The sequence below is a fragment of the Nostoc sp. DedQUE12b genome, assembly GCF_034530835.1.
In the GTDB taxonomy this organism is placed as follows: Bacteria; Cyanobacteriota; Cyanobacteriia; order Cyanobacteriales; family Nostocaceae; genus Nostoc.
Window position 1 is genome coordinate 146,878 of record NZ_JAVRCI010000008.1, and the last position, 12,355, is coordinate 159,232.

A 12,355-nucleotide genomic window follows, 5' to 3' on the forward strand; every position below is an offset into this window, starting at 1 on the left:
CTCCCAACTTACCTCGGAGGTTGCGTGGGGGACATTTCATGCTATGGTCTGACTTTTTTTATAGTAAATTTCATATAAAATGGATGATGACGAGGATATTATAGAAATTCCTTTACGACCTCTGGTTTGGATGGGAGACTCTCTCAAAAATATCCGTTCATTTCCTGAAGAAGTACGTGCATCAGTAGGCTATGCGCTCCAATTGGTGCAAGCAGGAGAAACACCAATGGATGCCAAGCTTTTTAAAGAGGTTGGAAGTGGCGTGTATGAAATTATCAAACGCTACGATACTGATACTTACAGGGCAGTCTATGCAGTAAAGATTGGAGAGAAAATCTATGTCCTGCACGCTTTTCAAAAGAAATCAAAGCAGGGTATTAAAACCCCACAGGCTGATGTTGACCTGATTAAACAACGCTATAAGGATGCAGTGGCCAGGGAAAAACAATAATGACACAGGAACCCGTTTTTGAAGAAAGCAGTGGCAACGTATTCGCTGACCTCGGTTTGTCGAATGCTTCAGAACTTTTTACGCGGGGCAAGATAGGGATTGAAGTACTCCGCCTCCTCTCTCAACGCAATTTGAAACAGCGTGAAATTAGCGAACTTCTTGCCATTCCCCAACCAGAAGTATCTCATTTGATGAAAGGAGAGTTTCAACGGTTCAGCGAAGGCAAACTCCTCATTTTCCTCAAGCGACTCGATACGGAAATCACCTTGCATCTTCGCCCTCGTCATGCGTCGGGCCAATCTGCTGAAACTGTGATATTGCTATAGGGCAAAACCTACCTATACGAGTTAAAAACCTTAGTTTTTCGTTCGTCCACAGAGGTGGACTTTGCTTGTGTAGTGGTAAATTATATATTGCTTTTCATTTGGATGCAATACGCTCTAACCTTTCTCCAAACCTCTCTTTTAAAAGGAAAGAGGCTTTGAATCTTACTCCCCTTCCCTTGTAGAGAAGGGGCTGGGGTTAGGTCTGTATTCTATGTAATTGAGAATCGCTATAGTTTTGCCACATTTGTTCGTAAGCCTTTTCCATATCACGGGTAAACTGTTTGCCATTCCACAACGGGGCTGTTTGCCGCGATGCTTTCAGTTTCAAAGCCACTTGCTGACGTAAAGCCTCATCCTTCCCTAAGCGCACACCCCATTCTATATACTCTTCATCAGTCCAGGCAATACCTTCTGTGATACCCGCATTCACCATCATGGTGTAGCTATTACGCGCCGCAAACTGTTCGCCGACTCGCGTCACTAAAGGGATACCCATCCACAATGTTTCTAAGGTTGTTGTCGCTCCGTTGTAAGGAAATGTATCTAATACAATATCAGCAATGCCTAAATTAGCACGATGAACTGACTCTGAAAAAACTTGTGGTAAAAATCGTAACCTAGAACAATCTACACCTTCTTCTTCGGCAATTTGGTAAAAGAAGCGTTTAATTGTTTCTTGTTCAGCAAGTCCCTTAATCAAAAAGTAGCTGTTAGGTACTTCTTTAATAATTTGCATTTGCCACTTTGTCGTTTCTGGATGGCGTTTATATCCTCTTTGGGCGCTGAGATATACAACTGCATCCATAGGAATATCCAAGTCATCGCGGCGGAGAGTTGGTACACCAACTTCAAAACCATCTACTGCTATGTAAGTTTGAGGTAATCGCCAGATTTTTTCTGTATAGTAATCTTGTGCATCATTTGGCAGTACATAAGGGTCTGCGATAAAGTAATCAATTGCAGGTATACCTGATGCATCCCACCCCAGCCAAGTAACTTGAATGGGGGCTGGCTTGAGTGCCATCACTTCACTAGTAATATCTAGAGTTATGCTATCAAGGTCAATTAAAATATCAATTTCATCTTGATATATCTGGTCAGCAATTTCTAGACCATTCATACCTAATTGACGAGCTTTTCCTGCCTGGCTTAGATACCACTCCTGGAGATAGTCGTTTACTAATTGGTAGTTAACAAAATAAGTATGAATATCAAATTTATCTCTATTATGATGCTGAAATAGCCAGCGAGCTAGCCAACCAACAGAATGATTTCTTAAAGCGTAAGATACATAACCAATTTTTAATTTTTTTGAATGAGCAGTTAAAGAGGAATGATTAATAATTTGGCGCTCGTAGTTTTTTCCTTCTGATTTGGCAAGAGCTTGAAGATCATTATTAAAAATTTCAGCTACTTTATTATGAATAGCTCGGAATTCAGCAGGAGTATCTTTAATGTGAGGTATGGCAAAAGATGGTGTAAGCAACCGTAATATTCTTGCTTCTTCTAAAGCAATTGGTTGAGCTTTAATAAACTGTTGAAACACAGTTTCTAATTCTTGGCAAGTTGTAGATATCTCTTGCCAATATCCCCCTGCTGACATTAGACCTCTTAACAGCAAATGGAGTGCAAAAATTTTATCAGCCAAGCCTTCTGATAAGGAATAACACAACTTAGCCGTCTCTATCCCCTGAGAATAATTACGAGCATTTTGATAAAAAGTCGCTAGATGCCGCAAAATTTCTACATTTTCTGGCTCCAATCGTAAATGTAATTCTAGAAGAGATGACGCTAGCACAGGCTGTAGTAAAGTATGACCAATTTTCAGAGCAGCCGTAAGCAGTATATCGAAGCATTGATAAATATCATAAAAGTAAGGTAAACAAGCTTCTGCTAAATCTAAATTTATTGGATGTAAAGGAATAGTACTTAAAACTTCTTGTAAAACTTGTGTTAATAGTTCGGTATTTACATTTGCACTTTGCTTTTCATGTAAGATTTTAATTAATCCACACTCACGCAACTCCTCAATATCTTCAAATTTTTCGAGTTTGAGAGAAAGCAATAAAATTTTGAGTAAATTATTGATATCACTAGGATTAATTTCTCGCAGATGCTGACGAATTAACCAGGCTATGGAGTATTGCCTCAGATTTTCGCGCCTTTCTGCTTCTATTTGCAAAAATTGAAACAGTTCAATTGTCCAAATTTCTAACTGCTCCTCATCTGCCTCTGTCATTGGCAGCATCCAAGTCATTTGAGCTTCTGCCTCTTGACCTTGTAATAATAATATCAATCCTAAATGCCAATAATATGAAACAGCATTTGGTTCTATAGCGATTGCCTGCTCATATAATTTTGACGATTGCAGATAGTTTTCTTGAATAAAATATTCTTCAGCCTGATTTTGCCAATTATATGTATTAGTAATCATTGTGATTGTTGGGGAAAATTTATGGGTAATATATTGTGAATGACTCACATTATGGAAATAAAGTGGATAGAAAAATCTACCCACTTTGAAAAATACCTAATTTAGTTAAATGCAAACTACATAAAGAATTAGTTTTGCGATGAAGTGGCTTAACCGAACTATATTCTCACGTAGTAAATCATATTTCTACTTATTTCAAAGGAATAAAGTTGTCGGGGCAACTAGGTCCGGTTGCGCCAGCGGTAGCATCACCTGCCGCTAAACCACCGTTAACTCTTGCTTTGTCTGCTTCACACAAAATAGCTATGGTAGTAGCTTCACTAGTAGCAGATTGTGTTGCTACACTCACACCACCAACATAAGTTTTGAGTGGTGCAGTAGCAATCACTGTATCTGCTTGGTTACTTACTAGGCTGGGGGAACCAGTACCACCACCAGTAATTTTGTATATGTAATTTGTGGTTTGTGTTGCCACACCAAGACCTAATTTACCAAAGTCAGCTTGGGCTGCAAATTGATTTTGTTCCAAGTAATAAGCTTGTTGCGCGCGGTTCATCGAACCTGTATAAGTTTTAGCTTCTGACTGCTTGGCTTTGTTAGCTTGGTTCAAGAAAGAAGGCAGTGCGATCGCAGACAAAATACCGATGATGATAATTACTACTAGTAATTCAATAAGTGTAAAACCCTCATTTTCATTCTTTTTGTTGAGGATGTGTTGGAGAAACTTGGCTTTTAATTCGGTTTTCATAAGTGTTTTCCTGGGGTAGGAAGTGCTTGGGTGTTCTAGATGTAACTTACCCAACTGTGATCGCTTTCCTATCACCTTCAGAAAAAAAGTTTGGGGAGGTACAATTACACAATCTAAAATCCTTGCATCCCAAATGGCACAAATATCACTAAGTCCTTGGTCAATACAAGGGCGAGATTCTGAACTTCGATTGTGGAAGCGCCTTATTCAAACTCAGGTGGCCACAACTCTAATATTGCCAGTTCCCAACCTGGCAGCAAGTCTGGTAGTGTGAGGATGTCGCCATTCTGCATCACCACTGGAGTTTGGTTTAGTCGATAAACCGTTACTGTCAATTTGTCAGGGTCAATCAATATACCGACTGTAGAGCCAAGTTGCAAGAATAGCTGAATCTTCTCTTCAAGCGGTTTGATTCTGTCACTTTTAGATTTAATCTCAACCATTAGGTCTGGAACTAACTCTACAAAGTCGCGCTTGGTCTTCTTCAGTCGCTCAGCCTTAACAAAAGACACATCAGGGGCACGTAAGTTTCTTTTTTCCGAATCGTCCTCTTCTATTCTAGGTAGTATGAAGCCTGCGCTAGAGCCAGTCACTCGCCCTAGCCTGCGTGACATTACCCAAATATTCAAGAAGGTACTCAACCGAGTGCCAATTTCTTCTGACTCGTAATCTGATGGCCCCATAACTACGATTTTCCCCTCTACCAGCTCCATCTGCCATTCTGGATGCTCAGTTTGTAGCTGCTCTAAGTCTGTAATAGTAAAAGACATAACACGACAGCAAATACTCTTATAGCTATCATAAATACTCTTCGCACATCAAGCGGCAACCTATGAGCGCTGTCTCTGTATTCCCGATTTTTCTAACTTGCGATCGCTTCCCACTTGGCGTAGCCAATCGCAATTTATTATGCTATATTAAGCGTAGTCGTTATGAGTTCGTATATTTTCATGACTAATCCAACTGTAGAAAACTTAGTAATTATCGGTTCTGGGCCAGCAGGGTACACAGCCGCCATTTATGCCGGACGTGCTAACCTGAAACCCGTTGTATTTGAAGGTTTCCAAGCCGGGGGATTACCTGGTGGGCAACTAATGACAACGACAGAAGTTGAGAATTTTCCGGGGTTTCCTAAAGGAATTACCGGGCCGGAACTGATGGATCAAATGAAGGCGCAGGCGGAGCGCTGGGGGGCTGAACTATATACTGAAGATGTTATCTCAGTTGATTTGAGTCAGCGTCCATTTACAGTGCGATCGCAAGAGAGGGAAATAAAAACCAACAGCATCGTCATTGCTACGGGTGCAACAGCAAAGCGTTTAGGTTTACCCAGCGAACATGAATTCTGGAGTCGGGGTATCTCCGCTTGTGCAATTTGCGATGGTGCAACACCAATTTTTCACGGCGCAGAATTAGCTGTGATTGGTGCTGGCGACTCAGCGGCGGAAGAGTCTATTTACCTCACAAAATACGGCTCTAAGGTAAATATGTTGGTACGCACCGATAAAATGCGGGCTTCTAAAGCTATGCAAGACCGCGTTTTGAGTAACCCAAAAATCCAAGTGCATTGGAATACAGAAGCCGTGGATATCTTCGGTAATGGTCACATGGAAGGGGTGAAAGTCCGCAATACTAAAACTGGTGAAGAGAGCCAACTGCACGCTAAGGGTTTATTTTACGCCGTTGGTCACAGTCCCAATACCTCTCTATTTAAAGGACAATTAGAACTGGATGAGATAGGTTACGTTGTTACTAAGCCCGGTTCTGTAGAAACCAGTGTAGAAGGCGTTTTTGCTGCTGGTGACGTACAAGATCATGAGTTTCGGCAAGCAATTACGGCTGCGGGTACTGGGTGTATGGCGGCGATGTTGGCAGAACGTTGGTTGTCATCTACTGGCTTGATTCAAGAATTCCATCAACAACCAGAAACAGCAGATAATGAATTAGAACATCAGCCAGCCAAAAAGACTGAAGCTGAGGAAGAAGTTGGATTTAACTTGGATGGGACGCGCCATCAGGGTGGTTATGCCTTACGGAAATTGTTCCATGAAAGCGATCGCTTACTCCTTGTTAAATACGTCTCTCCTGGTTGTGGCCCTTGTCATACCCTGAAACCAATTTTAAATAAAGTGGTGGATGAATTTGACAGCAAAATTCACTTTGTAGAAATTGACATCGACAAAGACCGAGATATTGCTGAAAATGCTGGTGTGACAGGAACGCCAACAGTTCAATTGTTCAAAAATAAGGAACTGGTGAAGGAAGTCAAAGGCGTGAAGCAAAAGAGCGAATATCGCCAGTTGATTGAAAGTAATCTTTGAAATAGTAGGTATTGGGCAGTTACCAATACCCAATAACCTATAGCCCAATACGCTTGGGTTATAGGTTATTGGTGTAGATAATTGGTATTTTAAGACGCGATAAATCGCGTCTCTACATCAGGGTTTTGTTGCTCATTCTGAGCTGTATTGTGTCATAGCCGACAACTTTACTGCTCATTTTTTGCATCTTGAGACAGGTGCAAAAAATGAGTCTATCTCCTAAATTGAGCTAATTAATATTCATTATCTTGATGACGATCGCTTGTATCTTGCTCAGTTTCTAGTAGCCGTGAAATTAGCATATCTGGTTTTCTACTAATAATAGACTTAATTTTATCAATAGCAATTACTTCACTGATTTTCACAACCATTTCCCAGAAAGTATCTTCCTCTGTATCTTTGTTGTAAGTTCTATGTTTAAACCACAACAGATCATCCCAAACTCCGATAATTGTGGCGAAATACCACTTATCTCTCACTAGTATCCAGATTTCTTGTTCTAAGTAAGTCTGTAGAAGAGGTTTCACAATGACTAAGATAATAGAAAATATTGTGCTACATATTAATGAAGTATTAACAGCTAAGACAACAGTTAAAATACTGAAGAGCCAAAAAATCAAAGGCTGCATCATAAAGATGACTGATTCGTTGATAAAGATTATCACGAACATTGTAGTACTCTAAATAGTAGTTAAAAGCTCTGGCAAAAATGAGGCATAATTTCACCTTTAACCGAGTCTAACTCTGTATCCAGCGTCAGGTAGTCGAACTTTTATTTAAGGATGTTTACGCAATCCCCTATCTAATATGTAAAATGGTCAGCGTATCAAGCTTTGCTCCAGGCGATCGCTTTATGGCCATTACAAAACGGCGGCTACCGACATTTTTACAGTTTGGCAAAAGTCTCAATCTTTCCCAAAAACTCATGCTCATCGGGTTAGCCATTACCCTATTTTTCATCTTCCTGGCATTTTTCGCTCCCGTATTGCAGGCTTGGGGATGGCTGCAAAACCCGAAAGATTTTCTCTCTAATCCAATTCACGAGCCACCCTCAGCTAAACATTGGTTTGGTACTAGTCGCCTCGGCTATGATGTGTTCTCCCGGACATTGTTTGGCGCTCAAGCTGCTTTGCAGGTGGTGATTTTGGCAACGGCGCTGAGTATGATTATCGGTGTGCCTTTGGGGATGCTAAGTGGTTATCTCGGCGGGAAGTTGGATAAAGTGTTGCTATTTATTATGGATAGCATCTACACTCTACCGGGGCTACTGCTGTCTGTAACATTGGCGTTTGTGGTGGGGCGTGGGATATTAAATGCAGCGATCGCTATTAGCATTGCCTACATACCCCAATATTATCGCGTTGTCCGCAACCACACCGTGAGTGTGAAAACTGAAGTGTTCATCGAAGCAGCTCAAGCAATGGGCGCTTCCACTTGGGTTGTGCTTTCTCGTTATCTGTTTTTCAACGTCATTCAAAGTGTACCCGTCCTATTTACACTCAACGCCGCTGATGCGATTTTGGTGTTGGGCGGTTTAGGCTTTTTGGGGCTAGGCCTTCCCGAAGAAGTGGCAGAATGGGGACATGATTTAAAACAAGCTCTAGAAGCTCTACCTACTGGTATTTGGTGGACTACCCTTTTCCCTGGTTTAACGATGACATTCATGGTGGTAGGGTTATCACTACTTGGTGAGGGGTTAAATGAATTTGTCAATCCCCGATTACGGAGAGAAAATAGAATCCGACAATAGTCATTGGTCATTGGTCATTGGTCATTAGTTTTAGACAAAGGACAAACGACAAATGACAAATGACAAATAAACAATACAGAGATTTGTATGAAAGATAATCTAACGTTAATTGCTGCCGCTACTGGCGGGTTTATCCTTTCCGTTGCTCTTGCTGGTATTTTAAGAGGTGCGCCAATTACAGCTTGGCAAGAGCAATCTAGTGTTCGTACTATGACTGTTGCTAATTTACGAGTCGCACCCAAGAGGACAGAAAATTTAGAATATTTTCGTGCCAAATCCTAAAACCCTGACGAATTGTTGATTTTGAACTCGATGATCGGGAATAGGGAATGTGTGATAACTGTTCACCAATTACCAATGCCCAATGCCTCATACCCAATTACAAATGACAAATACTTCTCTACGAGAGGCTGCGCCAACGACTACGCTCAGTACAAGTGACAAATGACAAATGACAAAATTCAAGTAATTGGCATTGATGTTGGGGGAACAGCAATTAAGCTGGGACGTTTTGCAGATGATGGTAGTTGCCTGCAATCTTTGACTGTGGTATCTCCTCAACCAACAACGCCGGAGGCTGTCTTGGCGGTGCTGGTAGATGCGATCGCTCAAATCGATCCAGATAATCAAGCTGTTGCCATTGGTGTTGGTACTCCTGGCCCATCCGATGCCGCAGGACGCATTGCTAAAATCGCCATTAACTTACCTGGATGGGTCGATGTGCCTTTAGCAGACTGGTTAGAAGCTAAAACTGGCAAACCGACTGCGATCGCTAATGATGCTAATTGCGCTCTTTTGGGAGAAGCTTGGCTGGGAGCCGGTCGCCACTTTCAAAATCTGATTCTGCTAACTTTAGGGACTGGGGTTGGTGGTGCAATTATCCTTGATGGCAAACTATTTATTGGACATCAAGGAGCCGCCGGGGAATTGGGTTTAATTTCATTAAATCCTGATGGTCCAATTTGTAATAGTGGCAATCGAGGCTCTTTGGAGCAATATGCCTGTGCTACTGCAATTCGCCGTCGCACTCTCAAGGAACCGATCGAATTGGGTTTTCTTGCTCAACAAGGAGATGCCGCAGCATTGACTTTTTGGCAAGAATATGGTATTAATTTGGGAATTGGTTTGACGAGTTTGATTTATGTACTCACACCGCAAGCGATCGTGATTGGTGGTGGTATCAGTGGCAGCTTTGAGTTTTTCTTACCAGGTATGAAAGCAGAAATTGAGAAGCGAGTGCAGCCTTTATCACGAGCGGGTTTACAAATATTGCCAGCGGAGTTAGGCAATTTTGCTGGGATAGTAGGTGCAGCAAAGTTGGCATGGCAAAACTATTCAGGTTTTTGATTATGGTTAAACTTGGAACTCCTCTCCAAACCTCTCCCCGTAATGGAAAGAGGCTTAGATTATTGCTGAAGCTATAGCGTTTCTTAATCACATGAGGTACATCATAGTCCTCTCATCCCTTCCGGCGGGGAGGGGATCTTCTATCTCATTCAAGCGAGAACCGCTATACTACGAGCTAATTTAATTAATTTTACATTACGTAATATAGTTGATTTTATTCTTGCCCACTTACTTAGCAATTCTAACTGATGGTGAAAAGTGAGTGAAAAACAACTATTTAAACTTGAATAAGCGCTATGTAATGTCAGAAGATGCAGTAAAGATGTTTTTCTGGCAAAAATCATAAAAATGAGTATGTTATTCACAAGCAAAGCCAGTCCAAAGGCTAAAGGCTTTAAGAATCAGCAAAAAGTCAAGCAAACTTTTACCGTAATGCTAATAAGAGCTAGTCATCGCTACGTACTTTTAGCATTGATACTCAGCTTGATGATTCTTGCCTGTATTAACATCTTAAAATCTAGCCAATCCTCAGTCAGTGAGTCTCCTATTAACAGTAAAGTCCTAAAGATTTGGTCAGATAAAGGTTATACTTTGGAAGAGGATGAAGCGCTCCAGAAGATTATTAGTAACTGGGAACAGCAAAGCGGTAACAAAATTAAACTTACTTTCTATACTAACGATGAGTTGCCACAAAAGACTCAAAGGGCACTTCAGGCAGGTAATTCGCCTGATATGGTAATAAATAGCAGTGCTGAGAGGGAGCTGTATCCACGTCTTGCCTGGGAAGGAAAACTGGCAGATGTCTCCGATGTAATTGAGCCAGTTAAAAGTATTTATTCTGAAGGTGTTCTGGAAGCAGTTCGTTTATATAACAACGTTGATAAAAAACCGAGTTACTATGCAGTCCCAATTAATCAATTAACAATTCACATTTTTTATTGGCGAGACTTGCTAGAGCAAGTAGGTCGAACTCAAAGCAATATCCCTAAAGAGTGGGATGCTTTCTGGGAGTTTTGGAAACAAGTACAGGATGATTTGCGCACACAGCAAAAACAGAATATTTACGGGTTAGGCTTTCCTTTCTCCACTGGATCTACAGATACCTACTACTTATTTGAGCAAATTTTAGAGGCATACAATGTCCAAATTTTAGACTCCAAGGGTCAACTTCTCCTCAACGATCCCAAGGTACATCAAGGTATTGTTAAAAGCTTAGAGTGGTATGCGAAATTTTTCCAGCAGGACTACGTACCACCGGACGCAGTAAACTGGTTAAATCCAGACAATAATCGCAGCTTGCTCAATCGTGGCGTGGTTATGACACCTAACTCCTCACTCTCGATTTCTACTGCTGTCCGCCAAGATTCTGACACCTATCGTAACAAGCTTGGTATCCTAGAATTTCCGAACAAACCTAATGGTAAACCGATGCGATATTTAGTCTCGGTTAATGAAATAGTTTTGTTTGCAGAGTCTAAAAATCAGAAGGTAGCCAAAGACTTTCTCGCATATTTAATTAAACCTGAGATAATAGGAAACTATCTCAAAGCTACCGGAGGACGGTATCTACCAGTAATGAAGCCTGTTTGGAAAGACCCCTTTTGGACAAATCCAGCAGATCCTCATCTTTCCATTGCAACTCAAACACTAACTAAAGATTCTCGCCTATTTTATATTGTTCAAAACCCTGCTTACAGCCTAGTTTTAGAAGAGAATGTTTGGGGTAAGGCTCTCAATCGAATAGTTGTCAATAGCATATCTCCAGAAGAAGCAGCAGACACGGCAATTGAGCGGATAAAACAAATTTTTGATGAATGGCAGTGAGCTATATGCAATTTTAGAATCAGCACTTACCACTAAAGTTACAATTTTCTGCTTAGATAACTCTATAAAAAAGATGATTCAATAGCTAGGCTATTTGAGTAAAAATTTCCCCAAACCATTTTTTAGGATTGGGAAGACAGTAAATCTGTTTTTCAAGTTTCTTGTTAGCTTGTTCTGCTACACAGGAATTTCAAGACAAAGAATATCCTGTTGCTTTCTGAACGTATTTCACAACTTTTTCATAAGATTCAGAATTACTCACAGGGTTAATGATAATGGGAATAGTGCCATCTGGCAACCAAAAAGTTATCCTGCCGTTCGGTTCATGACAAAAGGAACTGATGCAGTTGAGATTAATTACATATTCATTTTTTTCGTAAATTATTTTTACCCAGTGGGCATGATCTAATTCTAATCCTGTCACACATTCTAAATAATCGAGAATTTTTTGATAGTCTTCCAGGTTACTTTGTGGGTTAATTACTATGGGAATGGCACTATCGGGTAGCCAAAAAGTAACTCTGCCATTCAGTTCATAACAAAAAGCATGGACACATTCAAAATTTACTACATATTCTTTCCTCTCGTAAAGGATTTTCACCCAGTACGCCACAACATCTCCTCAAGTCCGAAATTTACGAATGATGCACCCTGGATATCCAAATCTACTGAAGCCTTAAGTTAATGTTGTAATTAATTTTGAATTTTGAATTGTTATGACACCTCCAATGGTGTTGGTGTGCTAGATGTCGAAAGAGAAAGAGCGATCGCTGTTTGAATGAATCCTTTAAATAAGGGATGAGGTGTACTGGGGCATGATTGAAATTCTGGATGAAATTGGCAAGCAAGAAAGAATGGGTGCTTGGTAAATTCCACAATTTCAACTAAACGTCCATCGGGAGAAGTACCACTAATCACATAACCAGACTTTAACAACAAATCGCGGTAAGCATTGTTGAACTCATAGCGGTGTCGATGTCGTTCATAAATCACATCTTCTTGATAAAGCTTAAAAGCTAAAGTATCAGGGAGAACACGACAAGGATATAATCCTAAGCGCATTGTACCCCCTAAATCCACTACCTCCTGTTGTTCTGGCAATAAATTAATTACCGGATCGGTTGTGTAAGGGTCAAATTCGGCACTATTAGCAC

The 12,355-nt window shown here is 40.7% G+C and carries 13 protein-coding genes; 7 read left to right on the forward strand and 6 right to left on the reverse strand.

The window, feature by feature from the left end; all coding sequences use genetic code 11:
- Nucleotides 1–79 precede the first annotated feature (79 nt).
- Nucleotides 80–451, forward strand: coding sequence for a type II toxin-antitoxin system RelE/ParE family toxin (locus RMY16_RS06650; protein ID WP_322735713.1), 372 nt, complete (start codon nt 80–82; stop codon nt 449–451).
- Nucleotides 451–777 carry a helix-turn-helix domain-containing protein gene (locus RMY16_RS06655; protein ID WP_322735714.1) on the forward strand — a complete coding sequence of 109 codons (327 nt, stop codon included), beginning with the start codon at nt 451–453 and terminating at the stop codon, nt 775–777. Before RMY16_RS06650 ends, RMY16_RS06655 begins: the two co-directional genes overlap by 1 nt.
- Before the next feature lie 196 nt (nt 778–973).
- Here the strand turns inward: RMY16_RS06655 and RMY16_RS06660 are convergent, their stop codons facing one another.
- The 3 genes from RMY16_RS06660 to RMY16_RS06670 form a co-directional block, all read right to left on the reverse strand.
- Entirely contained in the window at nt 974–3,211 is a 2,238-nt protein-coding gene (locus RMY16_RS06660; RefSeq protein WP_322735715.1) for a tetratricopeptide repeat protein, read from the reverse strand.
- A 190-nt stretch (nt 3,212–3,401) separates the two neighbouring features.
- The gene (locus RMY16_RS06665; protein WP_322735716.1) at nt 3,402–3,959 is read right to left on the reverse strand and encodes a type IV pilin-like G/H family protein; all 558 of its coding nucleotides are present in this window, start codon (nt 3,957–3,959) and stop codon (nt 3,402–3,404) included.
- A 203-nt stretch (nt 3,960–4,162) separates the two neighbouring features.
- Nucleotides 4,163–4,729, reverse strand: coding sequence for a Uma2 family endonuclease (locus RMY16_RS06670; protein WP_322735717.1), 567 nt, complete (start codon nt 4,727–4,729; stop codon nt 4,163–4,165).
- Between the two features lie 180 nt (nt 4,730–4,909).
- Between RMY16_RS06670 and trxB the strand changes: the two genes are divergently transcribed.
- A complete protein-coding gene (gene trxB / locus RMY16_RS06675) occupies nt 4,910–6,280 on the forward strand; it encodes a thioredoxin-disulfide reductase (protein WP_322735718.1) in 1,371 nt (456 codons plus the stop codon).
- Nucleotides 6,281–6,513: 233 nt separating this feature from the next.
- Here the strand turns inward: trxB and RMY16_RS06680 are convergent, their stop codons facing one another.
- Nucleotides 6,514–6,807, reverse strand: coding sequence for a hypothetical protein (locus RMY16_RS06680; RefSeq protein WP_322664119.1), 294 nt, complete (start codon nt 6,805–6,807; stop codon nt 6,514–6,516).
- Nucleotides 6,808–7,133: 326 nt separating this feature from the next.
- On the opposite strand from RMY16_RS06680, the gene RMY16_RS06685 reads away from it, so the two are divergent.
- The 4 genes from RMY16_RS06685 to RMY16_RS06700 all read left to right on the forward strand — a co-directional run bounded on the left by RMY16_RS06685 (nt 7,134) and on the right by RMY16_RS06700 (nt 11,201).
- Complete coding sequence (locus RMY16_RS06685) at nt 7,134–8,030, forward strand: ABC transporter permease (protein ID WP_292726601.1); 897 nt, start codon at nt 7,134–7,136, stop codon at nt 8,028–8,030.
- Between the two features lie 87 nt (nt 8,031–8,117).
- Nucleotides 8,118–8,312, forward strand: coding sequence for a hypothetical protein (locus RMY16_RS06690; protein ID WP_322664121.1), 195 nt, complete (start codon nt 8,118–8,120; stop codon nt 8,310–8,312).
- A gap of 162 nt (nt 8,313–8,474) precedes the next feature.
- A complete protein-coding gene (locus tag RMY16_RS06695) occupies nt 8,475–9,377 on the forward strand; it encodes an ROK family protein (RefSeq protein ID WP_322735719.1) in 903 nt (300 codons plus the stop codon).
- Nucleotides 9,378–9,725: 348 nt separating this feature from the next.
- Nucleotides 9,726–11,201, forward strand: coding sequence for an ABC transporter substrate-binding protein (locus tag RMY16_RS06700; protein WP_322735721.1), 1,476 nt, complete (start codon nt 9,726–9,728; stop codon nt 11,199–11,201).
- Nucleotides 11,202–11,391: 190 nt separating this feature from the next.
- On the opposite strand, the gene RMY16_RS06705 is transcribed toward RMY16_RS06700, so the two are convergent.
- Together RMY16_RS06705 and RMY16_RS06710 are read right to left on the reverse strand one after the other, a co-directional pair.
- Nucleotides 11,392–11,814, reverse strand: coding sequence for a hypothetical protein (locus RMY16_RS06705; RefSeq protein ID WP_322735722.1), 423 nt, complete (start codon nt 11,812–11,814; stop codon nt 11,392–11,394).
- A 101-nt stretch (nt 11,815–11,915) separates the two neighbouring features.
- Nucleotides 11,916–12,355 (reverse strand): glutamine amidotransferase-related protein (locus RMY16_RS06710; protein WP_416211650.1); only part of this gene is annotated, 440 nt, incomplete at its 5' end.

Coding starts and splice junctions, on each gene's coding strand:
- RMY16_RS06650 (WP_322735713.1), top strand. CDS start 80: ATGGATGATGACGAGGATATTATAGAAATTCCTTTACGACCTCTGGTT.
- RMY16_RS06655 (WP_322735714.1), top strand. CDS start 451: ATGACACAGGAACCCGTTTTTGAAGAAAGCAGTGGCAACGTATTCGCT.
- RMY16_RS06660 (WP_322735715.1), bottom strand. CDS start 3,211: ATGATTACTAATACATATAATTGGCAAAATCAGGCTGAAGAATATTTT.
- RMY16_RS06665 (WP_322735716.1), bottom strand. CDS start 3,959: ATGAAAACCGAATTAAAAGCCAAGTTTCTCCAACACATCCTCAACAAA.
- RMY16_RS06670 (WP_322735717.1), bottom strand. CDS start 4,729: ATGTCTTTTACTATTACAGACTTAGAGCAGCTACAAACTGAGCATCCA.
- trxB (WP_322735718.1), top strand. CDS start 4,910: ATGACTAATCCAACTGTAGAAAACTTAGTAATTATCGGTTCTGGGCCA.
- RMY16_RS06685 (WP_292726601.1), top strand. CDS start 7,134: ATGGCCATTACAAAACGGCGGCTACCGACATTTTTACAGTTTGGCAAA.
- RMY16_RS06690 (WP_322664121.1), top strand. CDS start 8,118: ATGAAAGATAATCTAACGTTAATTGCTGCCGCTACTGGCGGGTTTATC.
- RMY16_RS06695 (WP_322735719.1), top strand. CDS start 8,475: ATGACAAATGACAAAATTCAAGTAATTGGCATTGATGTTGGGGGAACA.
- RMY16_RS06700 (WP_322735721.1), top strand. CDS start 9,726: ATGAGTATGTTATTCACAAGCAAAGCCAGTCCAAAGGCTAAAGGCTTT.